At 69.0% G+C, this 18,816-nt stretch carries 17 protein-coding genes; 7 read left to right on the forward strand and 10 right to left on the reverse strand.

What is annotated here, in order from left to right; genetic code table 11:
- Positions 1 to 39: 39 nt before the first annotated feature.
- The 9 genes from G4Z16_RS31620 to G4Z16_RS31660 form a co-directional block, all read right to left on the reverse strand.
- Positions 40 to 495, reverse strand: a complete 456-nt coding sequence (locus G4Z16_RS31620) for a DUF6069 family protein (RefSeq protein WP_197353976.1) — start codon at positions 493 to 495, stop codon at positions 40 to 42.
- Positions 492 to 788, reverse strand: coding sequence for a hypothetical protein (locus G4Z16_RS31625; protein ID WP_197353977.1), 297 nt, complete (start codon positions 786 to 788; stop codon positions 492 to 494). Before G4Z16_RS31625 ends, G4Z16_RS31620 begins: the two co-directional genes overlap by 4 nt.
- Positions 789 to 793: 5 nt before the next feature.
- Positions 794 to 1,792, reverse strand: a complete 999-nt coding sequence (locus G4Z16_RS31630) for an RNA polymerase subunit sigma-70 (protein ID WP_197353978.1) — start codon at positions 1,790 to 1,792, stop codon at positions 794 to 796.
- Between the two features lie 315 nt (positions 1,793 to 2,107).
- Positions 2,108 to 2,974: an exonuclease/endonuclease/phosphatase family protein gene (locus G4Z16_RS31635; RefSeq protein WP_197353979.1), complete on the reverse strand. Its 867-nt coding sequence runs from the start codon at positions 2,972 to 2,974 to the stop codon at positions 2,108 to 2,110.
- A gap of 308 nt (positions 2,975 to 3,282) precedes the next feature.
- Entirely contained in the window at positions 3,283 to 4,236 is a 954-nt protein-coding gene (locus G4Z16_RS31640; protein ID WP_197353980.1) for a phosphotransferase family protein, read from the reverse strand.
- A gap of 64 nt (positions 4,237 to 4,300) precedes the next feature.
- Positions 4,301 to 4,906, reverse strand: coding sequence for a cyclodeaminase/cyclohydrolase family protein (locus tag G4Z16_RS31645; RefSeq protein WP_197353981.1), 606 nt, complete (start codon positions 4,904 to 4,906; stop codon positions 4,301 to 4,303).
- Positions 4,903 to 6,600: a formate--tetrahydrofolate ligase gene (locus G4Z16_RS31650; protein ID WP_197353982.1), complete on the reverse strand. Its 1,698-nt coding sequence runs from the start codon at positions 6,598 to 6,600 to the stop codon at positions 4,903 to 4,905. Before G4Z16_RS31650 ends, G4Z16_RS31645 begins: the two co-directional genes overlap by 4 nt.
- A gap of 351 nt (positions 6,601 to 6,951) precedes the next feature.
- Complete coding sequence (locus G4Z16_RS31655; RefSeq protein WP_197353983.1) at positions 6,952 to 7,257, reverse strand: hypothetical protein; 306 nt, start codon at positions 7,255 to 7,257, stop codon at positions 6,952 to 6,954.
- Positions 7,258 to 7,372: 115 nt separating this feature from the next.
- Positions 7,373 to 8,827: an FAD-dependent oxidoreductase gene (locus G4Z16_RS31660; RefSeq protein ID WP_197353984.1), complete on the reverse strand. Its 1,455-nt coding sequence runs from the start codon at positions 8,825 to 8,827 to the stop codon at positions 7,373 to 7,375.
- Positions 8,828 to 9,334: 507 nt separating this feature from the next.
- Between G4Z16_RS31660 and G4Z16_RS31665 the strand changes: the two genes are divergently transcribed.
- From G4Z16_RS31665 to G4Z16_RS31690, 6 genes are all read left to right on the forward strand, one after another.
- Positions 9,335 to 10,678 carry an MFS transporter gene (locus G4Z16_RS31665; protein WP_197353985.1) on the forward strand — a complete coding sequence of 448 codons (1,344 nt, stop codon included), beginning with the start codon at positions 9,335 to 9,337 and terminating at the stop codon, positions 10,676 to 10,678.
- A gap of 67 nt (positions 10,679 to 10,745) precedes the next feature.
- Positions 10,746 to 11,669 carry a LysR family transcriptional regulator gene (locus tag G4Z16_RS31670; RefSeq protein ID WP_197353986.1) on the forward strand — a complete coding sequence of 308 codons (924 nt, stop codon included), beginning with the start codon at positions 10,746 to 10,748 and terminating at the stop codon, positions 11,667 to 11,669.
- A 302-nt stretch (positions 11,670 to 11,971) separates the two neighbouring features.
- Positions 11,972 to 13,237 carry a flavin-containing monooxygenase gene (locus G4Z16_RS31675; RefSeq protein ID WP_197353987.1) on the forward strand — a complete coding sequence of 422 codons (1,266 nt, stop codon included), beginning with the start codon at positions 11,972 to 11,974 and terminating at the stop codon, positions 13,235 to 13,237.
- 154 nt (positions 13,238 to 13,391) lie between these two features.
- On the forward strand, positions 13,392 to 13,808 hold the full coding sequence (locus G4Z16_RS31680) for a RidA family protein (protein ID WP_197353988.1): 417 nt from the start codon (positions 13,392 to 13,394) through the stop codon (positions 13,806 to 13,808).
- The gene (locus tag G4Z16_RS31685) at positions 13,805 to 14,473 is read left to right on the forward strand and encodes a DUF1028 domain-containing protein (RefSeq protein WP_197353989.1); all 669 of its coding nucleotides are present in this window, start codon (positions 13,805 to 13,807) and stop codon (positions 14,471 to 14,473) included. The genes G4Z16_RS31680 and G4Z16_RS31685 overlap by 4 nt, the downstream gene beginning before the upstream one ends.
- The gene (locus tag G4Z16_RS31690; protein ID WP_197353990.1) at positions 14,466 to 15,602 is read left to right on the forward strand and encodes a M20 family metallopeptidase; all 1,137 of its coding nucleotides are present in this window, start codon (positions 14,466 to 14,468) and stop codon (positions 15,600 to 15,602) included. The genes G4Z16_RS31685 and G4Z16_RS31690 overlap by 8 nt, the downstream gene beginning before the upstream one ends.
- Before the next feature lie 67 nt (positions 15,603 to 15,669).
- Here the strand turns inward: G4Z16_RS31690 and G4Z16_RS31695 are convergent, their stop codons facing one another.
- The gene (locus G4Z16_RS31695; protein ID WP_246531175.1) at positions 15,670 to 16,863 is read right to left on the reverse strand and encodes a M20/M25/M40 family metallo-hydrolase; all 1,194 of its coding nucleotides are present in this window, start codon (positions 16,861 to 16,863) and stop codon (positions 15,670 to 15,672) included.
- Between the two features lie 140 nt (positions 16,864 to 17,003).
- Here G4Z16_RS31695 and G4Z16_RS31700 point away from each other — a divergent pair, with 140 nt between their 5' ends.
- The gene (locus G4Z16_RS31700) at positions 17,004 to 18,749 is read left to right on the forward strand and encodes a PucR family transcriptional regulator (protein WP_197353991.1); all 1,746 of its coding nucleotides are present in this window, start codon (positions 17,004 to 17,006) and stop codon (positions 18,747 to 18,749) included.
- The last annotated feature ends 67 nt before the right edge of the window (positions 18,750 to 18,816 follow it).

Below are 18,816 nucleotides of genomic sequence, written 5' to 3' on the forward strand. Positions count from 1 at the left end.
AGCCGGAAGTCGTCCGAGTCGGGGGAGGACGGCCGATCATCAGTCGGTCCGGGTGCGAAGGCTCCGCGTCAGGGTGGGGATCATCACCGCCGCAGGGACGAGGTGCAGCCCGAGGAGGGCGGTGGTGGTGACGGTGTTCGCCCCGGTGAGGAGGGGCGGTGCCAACGAGATCGCGGTCAGCGACACCGCCGTCCGCACGAACCGGTCGGCGGGGCGGGAGCTCCAACGAAGAAGAGCAGCGGCGATGACGATGCCCACGACCGAGCAGGCGCCCGTCACGACGGCGAACCCGGGCAACGGGATCCTCTCGCCACCGTCGGGGATCTCGAAGCCGACGCCGGCGGCTTGGGCAAGCGCAGCGGCGAGGGTGGTGGCCACTACCGCCGCGAGCGTGGCCATGAGGCCGGTGCCGACGAGTCCGCGGAGCCGGTGGGTGCGACTGGTCCGGCCCGGCGCCGGGCCTGCGACGACCGTGTTGTCATTCATGCTGTTCATGCCGTTCCTCCATCATTCGGTGACTGGCGTACGGGGTGTGTTGACGGGCATGTGACGGTCCTGGCCCTCGGGGTGACGATGCGCACCCTCGCCGTGCGACGGCCGGGGTTCCGCAGGGCTCGGACGCCGGTGCCGCGGAGCCAGAACCCGGCGCCGCGTCCGAGGACGGGCCCGGGCTCGCCGTCGCGCAGCTCCAGCTGCACCCGCCCGCGGGTGACGACGCCGAACGCGTCGTACCACTCAGCCGCGACCACCGCGAGACGCGCGCCACCGCGCAGCGCGAGCGTCCGCACCGGGACTACTCCGTGCCCTCCGACGGCAGGCGCTCCGGCAGCCCCAGCCGCGGGAACTGGTCGTCGTGGAAGGTGACGATCTCGGTGATCGCCCCGCCGGTGATGCGCAGGACGTCGATCGTCAGTGGCAGGTACGCGTGCTCCCGCTCCTGCCAGATGTAGAAGGCGGCGGCCGGCTGCCGGTTCACGGAGGTGAGGACGGTGCGCAGGCCCTTCATGCCCTCGAAGCCGCTCTCGATCCAGTCGTTCACCACCGTTTCGCGGCCGACGTACAGGCCAGGCGTGGGCGGCATCGAGCAGCGGACGTCGTCCCGCAGCAGTGCGGCGAGCCCGTCGACGTCGGTCGCCACGCTGAGGTCGGCAAAGCGGCGCACCAGCTCGCGTGTCGCGGTGTCCTCCTCGCCGCCGGTCCAGTCCTGCCGCTCGGCGGGCAGGTGCTCCCGCATGCCGGCGCGGGCCCTCTGCAGCGCGCTGTTCACGGAGTTGACGGAGTCCCCGAGGAGCTCCGCGACGTCCTTCGCCGGCCAGCCGAGCACGTCCCGCAGGATCAGCACGGCCCGCGGGCGCGGTGCGAGGTGCTGGACCGCGACCAGGTACGCCAGCTCGATCGTCTCCCGCGCTACGGCGAGGGTCTCCGGCTCGTCCGCGTCACGCGCGGGCAGCTCGTCGAGCAGCCGGTCCGGGTAGGGCTGCAGCCACAGCACCTCGCCGCCGGTCGCGGGCTCAGGCCGGCGCTTGGCCAGCAGATCCAGGCACGCGTTGGTGGCGATCCGGTACAGCCAGGCCCGGAACGTCGACCGGCCCTCGAAGGTCTCCCGCCGCCTCCAGGCACGCAGGAACGTCTCCTGCACGGTGTCCTCGGCGTCCTCGAACGACCCGAGCATCCGGTAGCAGTGCACGTGCAGCTCCCGCCGGTGCCGTTCCGCCAGCCCCGAGAACGTCGGCTCGTCGACCTCGCCCAGCCCGCTCACGCCCAGCTCCTCCAGCCGCGTGTCCGCACTCATCACGTCATCCTTCCGCCTCGTGTCTCCCGTCGTATGTGTGACGGGTGCGGGCGCGACAACTCATCACTCGGGTCGGTCGGCATCGCTGATCCAGTGACGGATCCGGTGACGGAGCACGACGCGCGCGGTGTCGGCGGATCGGGCCGGCGAGGTGGTTCGGGGGCGACCGGACAGCGGGATGGTGGCGGAGGAAGCGCCCTGACCTGCAAGAACAGGTTGGACAAGGGCTCAATGAGCAGGCCGGCAACCGGGCGCACCGCCCCGCACACGGCTACGCAGCAGGTGCAGGGCGGCCGTCCCGCGGGGAATGCGGCGTCACCCTCGCCGGATCTGCATGACGGCGACGCGGGCGTCGTGTCCGTCGACGTGCATCGGTACGCTCGCCGTGCGCTTGAGCCTGAGCTCCGTGCCATTGGTTCCGGGCAGCCAGGCGATCTGGTCGATGCCGCGGGGGAAGGCGCGGTTTTCCTTCTTGGGAACGAGAAGCGGCATGGGGCTGCGGTTGACGTCGCCGGTCCAGATGACCGGGTAGCCCTTGTCGTGCCAGTGCTTGAGGACGTCGTCGCGGTGCTTGCGGAAGTGCCGCCGCCACATCTTGATCCGCCACGCCTCTGCCGGGTCGTTCTTGCCGTTCCAGGCCCCGGCCACGTAATGGGTGTTGGCGAAGACGAACCTCACCTGCGGGTCGGCAGCGAGTTCCAGAACTGCCTCGGTGATGACGCGGTGCGGCGAGACGTCGGCCTTGCCGCCGTGGGCGAAGGTCACCCTGCGGTCGACGACATTGAACGTGCGCGGAACGGATATCGGGACGTGGCCGGCGACCTTGTCTCCGACGAAAAGGTTGTGGAAGGAGCTCCCGAAATGCTTGCGGATGAACCCGGCCTCCTTGCCGTCGTCGTCCCCTTCTCCGATCTCCTGCCAGCCCACGAGAGGGGCGGCGAGTTCGCCGTCGATCGACACCGCATGCCGTACGTCGCGGATGGCCCGTTCGCGTTCGTCCCGGTGGTCGCGTCCGACGTTCGCGGTGACGACGACGAGACGTTGCCAATTGCCCGCACTTTCCGGGCCGTCGGCCCTGGCACGTGCGGCGTCCGCGCCGGCAGCGCCGGCCAGGATGCCCGCCGTGCCGAGCGCGGCGCCGCTGCCGAGCGCGAGGGCCCGTCTCCTGCTGAGCGATTCCATGGATGTCCTTCCCCTGGGCTTCCCTGCTGGCCCCCGTGGCCCGTGGCAGGAGCATGCTTGGCGAACTCTGCGTTCTCAGCGGGGAATTACGACGCCCGCCGACCCGGGACGACTCTGAGGTGCCCGAACTGCGTGCGTCACGCAAACCGGCCAGTTCGTACGAACGAGCGTCCATCCGGCGAGAGTTGAGCCCGCTACGGGGAGGACCCTAGGTCGAACCTTCCGTCTGCCGGGCGAGATCGTGGCATCGCTTTACGTTTGTCATGGGCACCGATGCGGGCCCTGACACGGCCTGGCCCGGGGGCCGTTCAGGCCAGCGTGTCCATCAGGGCGGTGACGTAGGCGTCCAGCCGCTCCTCCACGGCCCGCGTCGTCAGCTCTGTCCTCCCCGCCTCCCGCCATGTCTGTGCCACCACCCGCAGGTCTTCTGAGAACGCCAGCCCGTCCCGCATCTGCCAGTACAGCCGCTCGCTCGCGGTGGCGGCCAGCACCCCGCCGGCCTCCTCGTACGCCTCGGCGAACCGCAGACCCCACGCCGGGCAGTGCAGCAGCGCGAGATTGGTGGAGCAGTGCGCCACGTCGAGATCCGCCGGGCCCCAGGAGGCCCCCGCCCAGTCGACGACGCCGGTGATGCGGGGACCCGCCGGACTCGGGGGCGGCACGTCGAACAGCACGTTGCCGGGGTGGAAGTCCCGGTGCAGGAACCGCCCTTCGTAGGGCGGCGGGGGCTTGCGGAGCATGTCGATGCCTGCCGCCCATGCCGCTGCGTCGGCGCCCTTGGGAGTCACCACGGTGTCGGCCGTCGTCAGCGCCACATACTCCCGGGGCCGCTCAGAGGGTCGCAGCGCGTGGATCGCGACGAGTTGGCGGGCCAGCAGAGGGAGGCGCGTCTCCAGTCCCTCATCGTCGAGGACTGTCCGGCCCGGCAGATGTGTCATGAGGAGCGATGGATACTCGCAATGCGCGGAGGCCGGATCAACCGCGACCAGTCCGGGAGCCGGCACGCCGGTCCCCGAGAGCAGGGTCAGGGCGCCGGCCTCCCTGTTCAGACTGTCCTCGGCGTCCTCCACGTCGACGAAGGTACGCAGCACCAGGTCACGGGTGCCTCCGTCCCGGGTGCCGACGGTCAGCCTCCGCACTTCGGCAGTGATGCCGCCGTGCAGCACCTCGGTTCCGACGATCCGTTCGCCGACCTCCAGGTGCCGGCTCACCCAGGCCAATGTCAACGGTCGGACAGCCGCCGCCTCATCGTGATTGGTCACCGTGCCACCTCACCATCCGGAGGGCGGCACGCGCGAAGGCTTTCCGGAGTCGATGGCCTGCTGCTCAGCCGGACGCCGACGCCGGCGGCCCGAGGTTTTCCTTCAGGGCCGTCACCGCCCGTGCGACGGCGAGCGTTTGGCCGGCAGCCCGGCGCACCCGTTCATCGTCGAGGTTGCCCGCACGAGCGTTGATCCCCACGAGCGCGGCCGCCGACTCCGCGGCCGCGGAGCACAGCATCACCGCCGTGTACGCGTCGCCGCGAAGGTTCGGATTGCCTTCGGTGCCCACCCTCGTGGCCAGTTCGGCGACCCTGACCGCGGTACCGCTCATCCGCAACGGCACGTCGCACGCCGCACGGCATGCCTCGGCGAACCGCTCCTCGTGGCCGGGCCCCTTGTCACGGGAAGCGGCGAGCAGCTCTCCGTACACCTCGGCGTCCGCATCTGCCAACGGCAGCGCCTCCGCGCGCAGTTCGTCGGCGTTCGCGGCGAGCCGGTCGGCGTCGGGCAGTTGTCTCGTGGAGAAGCGGGCCGCCATCGCGACCAGCGCGGCCGCTGTCCCGACGGCGACAGCACACGCCGCGCCGCCACTCGGCGCCGGCGTGCGTGCCGCGACCTGGTCGAGGAACCCGCGGACGGTCGCCGACGGGAAATCGGTGGTTTCGTTCACGACAGTCCGACGATCTCGCTGTTCTCGTCGAGGTCGATGCGCGCCGCGGCAGGTTTGCTGCCGAGTCCCGGCATGGTGCGCATGGCACCGCACAGGGGATAGACGAACCCGGCGCCGGCGGAGGCGCGGACCTCGCGGACAGGGAGCCGCCAGCCGGTGGGGGCACCCTTGAGGGCGGCATCCGAGGAGATCGAGAGGTGGGTCTTGGCGATGCAGACGGGGAGGTTGCTGAAGCCGGCGCGTTCGTAGGTGTCGAGTTGGCGTTCCGCCGCGGAGGTGTAGTCGACGCCGTCGGCGCCGTAGACCCTTGTTGCGACCGTCTCGATCTTTTCGCGCAGGGTGGCGGCGTCGGGGTAGAGGAGCTGGAACTTCGACGGCTCCTCGCACGCTTCGGCGACGGCTTCGGCCAACTCCGTGGCGCCGCGTCCGCCGTCCGCGAAGTTGGTGCACACCGCCGACTTCGCACCCATCTCGGCAGCGATCTTCTGGATCACCTGGTGTTCCGAGGGGTGGTCGGTCGGGAACGCGTTGATCGCGACCACGGCCGGGATGCCGTGCATCCGGATGTTGTCGATCTGCTTGCGCAGGTTCTCCGCCCCGAGTGCGACGTCGTCGGGGTTCTCCGCCAGCAGTTCCGGGGAGAGTTCCTTGCCGGCGACGATCTTGTAGTTGCCCGAATGGGCCTTGAGCGCGCGGACCGTGGCCACGACGACGGCCGCGTCGGGGGCCTCGCCGGATGTGCGGCACTTGATGTTGAAGAACCGCTCCGCACCCATGTCCGCTCCGAACCCGGCCTCGGTCACATGGAATTCGGAACAGCGCAGGCCGATCGAGTCAGCGATCACCGAGGAGTTGCCGGTGGCGATGTTGCCGAAGGGGCCTGCATGCACGAGGACAGGGGTGTTCTCCAAGGTCTGCATCAGATTGGGCTTGATCGCTTCCCGCATGATCACAGCCATCGATCCCGCGGCCTGCAGCTGTTCGGCGGTGACAGGGTCGCCGCCGCGGGTGTAGCCGACTACGATCCGCCCCAGCCGCGCCCGCAGATCAGGCAGCGACGTGGTCAGCCCCAGCACAGCCATCACCTCGCTGGCAGCGGTGATGTCGAACCCGGTCTGCCGCGGCACCCCGTCCGCCCGCGACCCCAGCCCGACGATGACGTTGCGCAGTGCGCGGTCGTTGACGTCGAGCACGCGGCGCCATGTGATCTGGTGCGGGTCCAGGTCCAAGTCGTTGCCCTGGAACAGGTGGTTGTCGATCGTCGCGGACAGCAGATTGTGCGCCGCGGTCACGGCGTGGGAGTCCCCGGTGAGGTGCAGGTTCAGCAGCTCCATCGGAACGACCTGGGAATAGCCACCTCCCGCGGCGCCGCCCTTGATCCCGAACGTCGGCCCCATCGACGGCTGCCGGATCGCGATCGACGCCTTCCTCCCGATGTGCGCGAACGCCTGGCCGAGTCCCACCGTGGTGGTCGTCTTGCCTTCGCCCAACGGCGTCGGGGTGATCGCCGATACGACCACGTACTTGCCGCGAGGGCGGTCGGCGAGGTCGTCCAGCGCCTCCAGCCGCACCTTGCACACGTCGTCGCCGTACGCCTGCAGCGACCGGCTGCTCAGACCCATCCCATTGGCCACATCCTCGATCGGCTTCAACGCCGCCGAGCGAGCGATATCGAGGTCACTGGGAAACGCCATCATCGGCTCCTTACGAAGGTGGTGCGAGAAAGAGGCGGCAGCCCCAACGGAGGTCCCTGCCCGAAGTTGAGCAAACCTTGCAGGTTCATCCATGATCGGGACGAGAACTCATCATGTGGCGACAGTGAATCCGTACACGCGGCCCGCGTCCGCGGTGGCGTCACCACGGGTAGTGACCGCAGCGTTTCACAGTGCAGGAACGGGCTGCCCGGTGCTGGTTCCTCGGGGTGGGCCCGGTTTCATCATGGGGATCACTGCGTCGTCGACGGAGGCTGCAGCCCGGTCTGGCCTGGCCCGGCCTGACCGGCGCCGAGCGCTGGTCGGTCGCAGGTGTGGGCGCTCTCCAGCCGCTCAAGTCCGTTGTGGCTTCTCCGGCTCATCGGCGACCGCGGTGCGGCTGCGGCGGCCCAGCAGGGCGGTTCCCAGGATGACCAGGCCGATCGCGACGAGCTTGGCGGCCTGGTAGTAGCCGGTTGCAGGTTCGTCCGGGGTGAAGGGCAGCCATGACAGCCCTGCGGCAGGGGCGAGGAAGGTCCAGGCTGCCGCGATTCCACCGACGACGATCAGGGTGAGGGCGCCCAGCATCCCGAGTCCCGCCCACCAAGGGGCCTGTGGGTGTGCCTGCTCTCCGGTCTTCTCAACGTCCTTGTCGTTCATGGTCGTTCTCCTGTGGGGGGGCGGGCGACGGTTGCCGGGGAGGACGCGGGCTCCAGTCACTGCGGTTCGCCGGCGCGGGTTCCCGGGTTCACGCGGCGGGGGCCGGAGACGGCGGTCAGGGAATGTCGTACGAGGTGTCGAGCAGGTCGTCATCTGCGAGGCGCTGCTTGAAGGAAGTGAGCCGCGCTCCGTCGGGGTTGAGGCTCTCGGCGACCTTCAGTCCGGAGTACAGGGCGCTCTCCTGCAGGTCCGTGATCGTGGTGAAGCTCCCTGCGAAGTAGAGGTTCCGCTCGCCCTGGTGGGCCATCATGTCGCGTGCCGCGCGCAGACTGCGGGGGGTGGACAAGGGGTGCCGGAAGCGGCGTTCGGCGAGGACTTCGGCGGGATCGGTGGCGCGGTGCGCGGCCCAGCTCTTGAAGATGCTGGGTCTGGACGCAAGGTCCTGGGTGCCGTGGTAGGCGCCGATCCAGATCGAGGTCTCACAGTGCCGGCCGTCCGCGGCGGCGTTCTGGACGGACCAGTAGCCCTTGTCGGCGGGCATGTAGTGCGGGTCGCGATGGATGACGAGGCGCGTGGGGTGGTACTCGTGCGCGCCGAGGTACTCGGCGATGTGCCCCAGGCCGGGGAGGTCGGTGAAGAAGTTCTTGGAGACGGGCGGCGGGGCGCTGACGACGACGGCGTCGTACGGGCCGTGGCGGCCGGAGGCGGTGCGGACGTGCCAGGTCCCGGACCGCTCCTCCAGGCGCTCCACTGCGGCACGCGTGAGAACGTTCGTGTTCTCACAGGTGTCGAGGAGCATCCGCAGATAACCCTCCAGGCCCACCGTGGAGTTGTAGGTGTGGACGGGCTCGAAGATGGTCTCGGGGAAGGTCTTCGCGAACGACGACAGGTGGGCCCGGGCCGACTGGGTGCGTACGAGTTCGGTGTCGCCGCAGGTCAGTGAGGACAGCCAGGGTGTGAGGATGTCGCGCTTGTAGTCGTCGTCGATGTCCAGCCCGTCGAGCCACTCGCCCATCGGGGTCTCCCATGGGGCATCGGGCTCGGTCATCTTCCGTGCTTCTCCGGTGAAGGTGAGGAAGCGCAGCGCTGCGGGGAGGTCGTCCAGGGCGTGGTCCGAGCCGAAGCGGGCCTTGCCCGTGCCGGCGTCGAAGATCGTGAGGCTTGCCGGGCCCTCGATCACCTTGCTCGTCGCGGGGTCGTCGGTACGCGCGCCGATCTCGGCGAGGAACGACCAGTACAGCGGGTGGGTGTTGGGGTGGAAGAACTCGGCCCCGATGTCGACGGCGTAGCTCCTGTCCCCTTCGGTGACGGAGACAGTGTCGGCGTGTCCGCCGATCTTGTCGCGCGACTCGAAGAGGTCGACCTGCCACGCCGAATCGCAGAAGTAGGCGGAGGCGATGCCCGATGCGCCCGCACCGATGACCGCCAGCCGCTTGCGCGGCGCTCCCTTCTTCCGTCCCTGCTGACCGGCGTGAAGTGTTCCCGGCTTGAGCAGTCCCAGGGAGGCGATCCCCAGCACGCCGTTCCGCAGGACCGATCGACGCCTCAGTGGGTGCATCGAGCCCAGCATGACCCTCCTCGTATTGGTACGGACCTTTAAAGGGGCTCATGCTACTGGCACGGGCCGGGCAGCGGTGCAGACGGTCCCGAACGCCTCTCCAGCGACGGCGCTGAAGGCTCCATTGCCGCGCCACCACCGCCTCGACGTCGCAGAGTTCCCACGGTTCCCTCTGAGGTGATCTCGCGCCTCTGTGAGGTCAAGTCATCGACGACGTCAGCCTGTTCGCTACGGAGCTCGGAACAGCAGGCCTACAACTGCGATCGCGGCCCCGCGGGACCCACCGCCCCGCCCCTCGCGGACCGGACCCCTTGCGAACTCGTTCGGCAGCAAGCCTCGACCTCACCGACGGGGTCTCCATCGGCCGCACGCGCCCGACTTCTTGGAGCGGCTGCTGGAAAAGGCATCGACGGGACCGTGGGGACCATCGATTTTTTCCTCTGGTTGGGACCGAGATGGCCACCTACGCTGCTGCGCACCCCGGCTACTGGGAGATTCCCCGCTGATGTAGGAGCATCGATGGCAACCACGATTGCGGATGACCGGACAACGCAAAAAGGTCTACGACGGAGTGTCATCGCCGGGTCGATCGGCGTCCTCGTCCACTGGTTCGACTGGGCGGTCTACGCCTATATGGCCACCACGGTGGCGGACATCTTCTTCCCCAACCAGGACGGCACGGCCAGCCTTCTCTCCGTTTTCGCCGTTTTCGCCATCGCGTTCTTTGTCCGGCCCCTCGGATCGGTCATCTTCGGCCACCTTGGTGATCGCTTCGGACGCAAGAAGACCCTCTCCATGGTCATCATTTCCATGGCTGCCGGAACTCTGCTGCTCGGTCTGATTCCGGGCTACGACACGATCGGTGTGACGGCGCCGATACTTCTCGTCGTCGCCCGGATCATTCAGGGTCTCGCCGCCGGTGGTGAGTTCGGTTCGGCCGCTGCCTTTCTCGCGGAGTACTCCCCGGCGAAGCGCCGTGGTCTGGGGACCTCATCCATCGAGGTCGGTTCCGTACTCGGCTTCCTGCTCGCGTCATTCGTCGTGTGGGCGCTCCACGCGACGTTGAGCGAAGAGGCGATCATCGACGGCGGCTGGCGTATTCCCTTCCTCCTGACGGTTCCCCTGGCCCTCGTCGGCCTCTACATCCGGCTGAAGGTCGAGGACACCCCGGAGTACCGCGCTCTGGAAGAGCTCGACACCATCCCGGCGTCGCCCGTCACCGAGGTTTTCAAGAACAACCGCAAGCAGTTCTTCCAGACCATCGGTATCGAGACCTTCATGAACTGCACGTTCTACGTGGTGCTGGTCTACCTCCTCACCTACCAGGAGGAGATCGTGGGGCTGCACCCGGATCAGGCCGCTCTGCTCTCGACGGCCGCGTCACTGGTCGCCATCGCCCTCATCCCGCTCTCCGGCATCGCCTCCGACCGCGTGGGGCGCCGGCCGGTCCTCCTTGGCGCTGCCGGGCTGCTCATCGTGGGTGCCGTGCCCCTGTTCCTCCTCATGCGCCAAGGCTCCGAGTCCGCTGCCTTCGCGGCGACCGCCGGCCTTGCCGCCATTCTGGCGATCATCCTGGGCACGCACTCCGCGACCGTCGCCGAGCTCTTCCCCACCCGCACCCGGCAGAGCGGTCTGTCCATGGCCTACGCGATTGCCGGTGCCGCCTTCGCCGGCACCCTGCCGTACATCAACACGTGGCTCATCTCGGCAACGGATGACCCGATGATCCCGGCGTACACCCTCATCGTCGTCGGCATCGTGGGCCTGCTGACGGTCCTGACGATCCCGGAGACCAAGGGCACCGACCTCCTCCATGAGTCCGATGTCTCCGCAGGAGGCCGCCCTTCTGCACCCGTACGCTGAGCAGCAGCGATGCAGGCGGCCGACAGGCCGGGCCGCTGTCGGTGCACCGTGGCGGACGGGAGTGCTCATGATCAACGTGACCCTGCGACAGCTCGACTACCTGGTCGCAGTCGCTGAGCACGGGACGGTAACTGCCGCGGCGCAGGCACTCCATCTCTCGCAGTCGACGGTGTCCTCCGCGATCGCCGACCTCGAGCGCGTCCTCAAGATCAACCTGTTCGTGCGGCACGCCCGGGGACTCTCGCTCACCCGTGACGGCCAGATGGTCCTCGCCGAGGCCCGGCGCCTGCTGCGGGAGGTCTCGAGCCTGGAGCGCCGCGTGGCCGGTCTGAGCGGGGAGTTGGCAGGGGAACTTCACATCGGTTGCTATTCGACGATCGCGCCCCTCCTGCTTCCCGCCATCGTCACCGAGTTCATGCTCCATTACCCGGCCGTGGACGTGAATTTCTCGGAAGGGTCGCAGCACGCGCTCCTGGAACAGATGGAACAGGGCAGGAGCGACGTGGCCGTCATGTACGCGTACCGATTCCGGAACCATTTGACGGACCTCGGCCACACCGCCACCAAGCTGACGGCCGTGCCGCCCTACGTCCTGCTGCATCCTGAGCACAGCCTTGCCCAGGCGGACACCGTGGCATTGCGTGAACTGGCGGACGAGCCCTATATCCTCTTCGACCTCGAACCGGGCGGGCAGTACTTCCTCTCCGTCTTCGATGCGGAGGGCGTGACGCCCAACATCCGGTTCCGCACGCCCAATTCCGAGCTCGTGCGCTGCCTGGTCGCAAGGGGTGCGGGATATTCGCTGCTGAGTCAGCGGCCGAAGACGACGGTCAGTTACGAGGGCCTGCCGTACGTGGCCAAGGAACTCACGGTCAAACACGAGGGATTGGATGTCGTCGCGGTCACGCCGGGCGATCGCATGCCCAGCAAACGGGTCGCGACTTTCATCGAGATGGCCGTGCGTCTCCTCAGGCCCGAGGTATTGAGATAACCGAAGGGACCTACGGAAATCCATTCTGGCTGACCACACCGCTTCTCCGTACCTTGGTGAACACCCACCGGGGGCAATGTCGTGGAGACAAGGAAGCCGAGCAAGTGCTGTGCGATGAAGCAGAACCCGTCGAGTTCCTGAGCGTCTCGACACCGGTATCGCCGACAGGCCGGAACGGCAGACGTTCCTCACCCCACCTCGCCGATGCCTTCGCCGGTGGCAAGACAAAGTGAGTCCAGTCCTGCCCGGACGAGTCGCCAACTGGCGGTGCAACAGCTGATATCGAGTGGAGGTACGTACGGATGTCGAGCACAGCGACGGAAGTTCTCGTCGTGGGCGGGGGCCAGGCCGGGATCGCGATGAGCGAGCACCTCGGTAACCACGGCGTCCCGCACATCGTCCTGGAGCGCGACCGAGTCGCCGAGCGGTGGCGGACGTCCCGTTGGGACTCGCTCGTGGCCAACGGCCCTGCGTGGCATGACCGTTTCCCGAACCTGGAATTCCCGTGCGCACCCGACGCCTTCCCCACGAAGGAAGAGGTGGCTGCCTATCTGGCGGAGTACGCGGAGAAGATCAACGCTCCGATCCGCACCGGGGTCGAGGTGATCTCCGTGACCAAGAACATCGGCGAGCCCGGATTCCGCGCGGCGACGTCGGAGGGCACCATCGACGCCCGCTACGTGGTTGCCGCAACGGGTCCCTTCCAGAAGCCGGTGATCCCGGCCGTCGTACCTGACGCTGCCCGCATCCATCAGATCCACTCGAGCGCTTACTGCAACCCGCGGCAGCTGCCGGAAGGGGCCGTCCTCGTGATCGGGGCCGGGTCCTCCGGGGTGCAGATCGCCGACGAACTCAGAGGGTCGGGCCGCGAGGTCTACCTCGCGGTCAGCCCGCACGACCGGCCCCCGCGACGCTACCGAGGCCGTGACTTCGTCTGGTGGCTCGGCGTCCTCAACAAGTGGGAGGCGGCAACGCCGCCCCAGGGCGCCGAGCACGTCACCATCGCCGTCAGCGGCGCCCGCGGCGGTCACACCGTCGACTTCCGCAACCTCGCCGCGGACGGCATCACGCTGGTCGGGACGGCCGAGTCCTACGAGGACGGGAAGATCCGGTTCGCTCCGGACCTCAAGCAGAACATCGCCCAGGGTGACGCCAACTACCTGTCACTGCTCCAGGAGGCCGACGCCTACATCGAACGCAACGGACTCGACCTGCCGGAGGAGCCAGGGGCCCACCACCTTCAGCCCGATCCGGAGTGCGTGACGGACCCCCTGCTCGAACTCGACCTCGCCGAGGCGGGCGTGACCTCGATCGTCTGGGCCACAGGCTTCACACAGGACTACAGCTGGCTGAAGGTCGACGCGTTCGACGAGAAGGGGCGACCGCAGCACCGTCGTGGCATCTCGTCCGAGCCTGGCGTCTTCTTCCTCGGCCTGCCGTGGCAGTCACGGCGCGGATCGAGCTTCATCTGGGGTGTCTGGCACGACGCGGGTTTCCTCGCCGACCACATCATGATCCGCCGGTCCTACCGCGCCTACAACTCCGCGGGGGCGGCGGCGACCGTGTAGCCGGAGCCGCCCGCTGCGTCACCTCCGGGCGGCCCCTCGGTCACCCGTCAGCCACGCCACCCACCTGCCCGCCGGCTTCAATTCAGAGGTCTCGAACGGCCGCTCAGCGCCTTGCAGTTCGGCCCGGGAGCTCCCAAGAGATCGGGGAACGCTCATGAAGCACACCAGGATCCGTACCTTCAACACCAAGGACACCTACCCCGAGCAGAACCTCGACAACGATCTGTGCCAGGCCGTCGTCGCCGGTGGCGTCGTATATCTGCGGGGTCAGATCGGGCAGGATCTGGAGACCCGCGAGAGCGTGGGCATCGGCGACGTCGAGGCCCAGGCGGAGAAGGCGATGTCCAACATCGCCATGCTTCTGGAAGAGGCCGGCGGTGAGCTCCAGGACATCGTCAAGGTCGTCGTCTACCTCACGGACGTCCGCTACCGCGAGACCGTGTACCGCGTGATGGGGCGTTGGCTCAAGGGTGTCTTCCCGGTCTCGACCGGCATTGTCGTCCAGGCGCTCGCCCGTCCCGAGTGGCTCGTCGAGATCGACGCCACGGCCGTACTCGGGGAGCGCGCATGACGTTCTCCATCCTGGCCAGGGACGACTCAGGCGCCTTCGGAATGGCGGTCACGTCGTCCTCTCCCTGCGTGGCTGCGCGCTGCCTTCACCTTCGCTGTGGTGTGGGAGTCGTGGCCTCCCAGAACATCACCGACCCCCGGTTCGGTGACTGGCTCCTCGACAGGCTCGCCGAGGGGGACGCGGCGGACGAGGCTCTGGCAAGGCTCCGCGAGCACGATGACACGATGGACTACCGCCAGGTCGCCGTCATCGGGGTTCAGGGCGCTCCGGCAGTCCATTCCGGCGGGCGGACCCTCGGGGTGCACCACTCGCGAACGTCGGAGCATGCGGTGGCCGCGGGCAATCTGCTCGACAGTACGGGTGTCGTCGACGCCGTCCTGAAGGGTTTCGAGTCCACCGCCGGAGAGTTGGAGCGGCGACTGCTCACAGCGCTGAAGTCCGGTCTGGCTGCCGGTGGCGAAGCCGGCGATCTCCACTCGGCCGGACTCGCGGTCGTTCGCGATGCCGGGTGGCGCGAGACCGACCTCCGCGTCGACTGGAGCGAGACTCCGATCTCCGATCTGGAGGCGCTGCTGGAGATGTGGCTGCCGCAGTGCCGGGACTACGTGACGCGCGGCATCGACCCCAGCACGGCCCCGGCGTACGGGGTGCCCGGCGATGAGTGAGGCGAAGAAGCGCGTCCAGGGAGACGTCGAGAGCGTCCGCGGTGAACTGATCGCGCTGTCCGAGAGCCTGTACCGCAACCCCGAGACGGCGTGGAAGGAGATCGAGTCCGCCAGGAAAGTGGCCGCGGTCCTGCACCGCAATGGCTTCGAGGTCACGGAGAACTTCGTCGGGCTGCCGACCGCCTTTCACGCCCGGTCCGGAGCGGGTACGAAGCGAATCGGCTTCATGGCCGAGTACGACGCCCTGCCGGGCATCGGGCATGCGTGCGGGCACAACCTCATCTCGGCGATGTCGGTGGGTGCGGCGATCGCGCTGGCCCGGCGAGCCGACGAACTCGGAATCACTGTCGAGGTCTTCGGTACCCCTGCCGAGGAGGGCGGCGGCGGGAAGATCGAGATGCTCGGCCGCGGCGCGTTCGAGGGCCTCGACTTCGCGATGATGGCCCACCCGGCTCCGGTCGACGTCGCCCGCGCCGTCCCCTTCGCCGTGTCGCACTCGGCGATCCGCTACACGGGCAAGGCCGCGCACGCGGCGGCCTATCCGGCCCATGGACGGAACGCGGCGGACGCGTTCACGATCGCGCAGGTCGCGATCGGGCTGCTGCGCCAGCAGTTGCCGGCGAGCGTCCGTGTGCACGGCATCGTCACCTCAGGCGGGGAGGCCCCGAACGCCATCCCGCAGACGACGGCAGGACGTTGGTATGTGCGTGCGAAGGACATGGACGAACTGGCCGAAACCGAGGAGAAGGTGCGCCGCTGCTTCGAGGCGGGGGCTTTGGCCACCGGGTGCCAATTGGAGATCGAGCCGGAATCGCAGCCGTACTCCGACTTCCGCACCCATGAGCCGGCGTTGAAGTTGTACGAGCAGAACGCCGTCGAGTTGGGGCGCCAACTTGCCACCGGGGGGCCCGAGACGCAGATGTGCCGCGCGTCGACGGACATGGGCAACGTCTCGCAGGTCGTCCCCGCCATTCACCCCTACATCGGTCTCGACTGCTTTCCAGTGCTCAACCATCAGAAGGAGTTCGCCGATCATTGCATCGGCGAGGTCGCCGAGCGGACTCTCACCGATGGTGCGACCGCGCTTGCCTGGACGGCGGTCGACCTGGCACTGGCGTGGAGGTCCTGAGCGGACACGAGGCCCCTTGCCTGCCGTGCGGAACCCGGCAGGGAGCGGAACGGATTCCTCGTTTCGGTCAGGCGGGCCTGGGCCTGCTGTCGAGGTCGGCGGTCAACTGGCCGACGAGCGCGGCCCGTTCCGGCATGCGGGCGATGTCGGTCCACTCGTGATCGGCGTGCGCGCCGCCGCCCACGGCGCCGAGTCCGTCCAGTGTCGGAGTGCCGGCCGCGGCGCACAGATTGCCGTCGGAGACCCCTCCGACCCGTGCCGACCCTGGCCAGCGCAGCCCTAGGCGGTCGAAGGCAGCATGTGCGAGACCCAGGACTTCGCGTGCATGGGCCTCCTCGAGCGGCGGCCGGTTGATCCCGCCGCTGATCTCGTACGGCAACTCGGCGGTCTCGGCCACCAGTTGGCGCAACGCCGCGTCCAGTCCCCGCTGCGCCGCCGAGTCCGGGGCCCGTACGTCGATCGTCACGTGAGCGCGGTCCGGAACGGTGTTCTGCGTGGTTCCGGCGGCGGCCATCGTGGGTGTCACCGTCGTCTCCCCGTCGGCGGACGCCAATCGGTCGAGGCGGACGACGAGACCGGCGAGGTCCACGAGGGCATTGCGGCCCTGATGTGGATCGAGGCCGGCGTGGGCGGCCCGTCCCGCGACGGAGATGTCGTAGAAGGACCAGCCCTTCCGCGCGTGTTTGAGCGCTCCGCCGTCGGCCGCCCCCTCCAGTACGAGCGCGGCGCGCGATTCCTCTGCCCACTGGGTGACGACGGGGCCGCCCAGTGGTGATCCGACCTCTTCGTCCGTGGTGACGAGGAAGGCCACGGACGGATACGCGCCCGTCGTGGCATGCAGCGCTGCCAGCGCGTGCAGCCCCTGGACCAGCCCCGCCTTCATGTCGAAGACGCCGGGGCCCGTCGCCCGCGACTCCCGTACGTCGAAGGGACGGTGGCGCAGCGTCCCCAGAGGCCAGACCGTGTCGAGGTGTCCGACGAGCAGCACCGGCGGGCGTCCGGCCGGGCCGAGCCGCCACAGGAGGCCGCCCGGGGTTCCGTCTCCTCCCGGGCTGTCGGCGCCGGGGAGCACCGTGGGCCGCTTGCCGAGCAGTCGCGTGCCGATGTCCTCCAGGACGGACCGGCAGGCGCGCAGCGCAACGGGGTCGGAGGAGGGCGACTCGGCGGAGACCAGTCCGTCCAGGTCGTCGAGCATGGCGGGCCTGTCCGCTGTGAGTTTCTCCAGGAGGTCCTGCGGATCAGGCAGGGACGAGGCTGGCACAGCGAGACTCCTTTGCCGCGTTCGCCGGTGGTACCGGGGCCGGACCGGACGTGCGTACGTCCCGTGGTCGCCGACCAGCATCCCCGGCCGCTGCCGTGCGACAGTCTGTGCCAGCCACCAAGCTTTGGAGCTGATCCATCATGGCGGAGCACAAGCCCACGGCGGGCAGCCACGGAGAGCGCGGGCAGACAGATCCGGGGCACACAGATGCCGGGCGTGCGACACCCGTGACACTGGCGACCGTCGTCGAGTCCCTCGGCCCGGACAGTGTCGAGGTCTGGGCCGCTCCGCACGGCCTGGAGGTGCCCGTCTCGGACATCGCCGTCCGCGAGCGGGACGACGAACGCCCGCACAACGCCGACCTGTTGCTGGCCATCGGCACCGTCGCTGCCGGCGGCCCCGGGGCTCCGGGTGGTACCGGTGTCGACGGTCGGCGGGACCTCGCGGAACTGCTCGCCGCCGCCGCGTCCGACGGAGCGCGCGCTGTCCTCGTCAGGAACCGCGGCGGACCTCCGCCGGGCGCGGCAGCCCTCGCCGACGGTCACGGCGTGGCGCTGCTGGGGCTGTCGGCCGAGCTGGAGTGGGCCGAGGTGATCGGCAGGCTGCGGGCGCTACTCGCCCTCGCTGCCACGCCACGGCACGGACATGTAGGCGTGCTCTCCCGCCAGCACGACCTGTCGAGCCTGGCCAACACCCTCGCGGGACTCGTGCACGGCTCGGTCATGATCTTCACCCCCGGACAGGAGCTGCTCGCTGCCTCACGGCTGACCGAGGGCGACGACGACATGCGCAGGGCGGCAGTGCTGGAGCAGCACGGTCCGCCCGGCTACCGCAGCAAGCTGGCACAGATGGGCGTCTACCACAGGCTCTGGTCGGACGAGGGCGTGGTCGAGGTGGACGCCGTCCCCGAACTCGGCGCGGGCCGCAGGCTGGCCGTGGCCGTACGGGCAGGCAAGGAGAACCTGGGTTCGATCTGGGTCGCGGAGAGCGGCGGACCGCTCGCCGGGAACGCCGCGTCGCTCCTCGCGGAGAGCGCGCCGGTGGTTGCGGTCCGTCTGCTCGGCCTCGACCAGGAGGAGCTGGCCCGGCACCGGATGAGCGAGGAACTGGTGGGCCGGCTGCTCCTCGGAGAGGTCGATCCGCGGACGGCGGGCGCGCACCTGGGGATCCCGCCCGATGCGCCCGCGGCCGTCATCGTCGCGGAGTTCGCTGATCCCGCGGCCGGAGGCGGCGGGATCAGCGCGCCGGCGGGAGGCCCGGCCGTGGCCCACCGCGTACGCGAGGAGTCGCTGCGTCACCTCGCCGGATACCGCTGGCGCGCGGTGGCCACGACGGGACCGGACCGCGTCCTCATCGCCCTGGTCGATGCCGCCGATCCGGAAGGGATCGCAAGGGCCGCGTCGGGGATGGCCGCGTCCGTGGCCGAATCGGTGGGCGTCGAGCTACTGGTGGGCATGGGCCCGAGCGTCCCTCACATCGGTGAGCTGCCCGCGTCCCATACGGAAGCAGAGCTGGTGGTGCGGGCGCTGAAGCGGCGTGGCCAAAGGGGTGTGCGCTGCGCCTCGTACGACGACGTGCGCGGTACGGCCAACCTCATCGTGCTGAGTGAGACGGTGGCCGCCGACGAACGTCTTCAGGCGGGCCCGGTCGCGCGTCTTCGCGCACACGACCGCAGACGGGGCACCGACTACACCGCGACCCTTGCCGTCTACCTTGACGCCTTCGGGGACACCGCGACGGCGGCCCGCGCGCTCAACGTCCACGCGAACACGCTCCGCTACCGGCTCGGCCGGGTACGTGAGTTGACCGGCCTGGACCTGGCCGATCCGCACGAGCGGCTGAGCGCGGGCATCCAGCTCTTCGCCCTTGGAGTTCAGCATGACTGAACGGTCATAACCTCGTCGCCCTCCACAAGCCGCTCGGTGCGCCGGGTTTGCAGACTGCTCTGCATCA

Source organism: Streptomyces bathyalis, assembly GCF_015910445.1.
GTDB classification, from domain to species: Bacteria; Actinomycetota; Actinomycetes; order Streptomycetales; family Streptomycetaceae; genus Streptomyces; species Streptomyces bathyalis.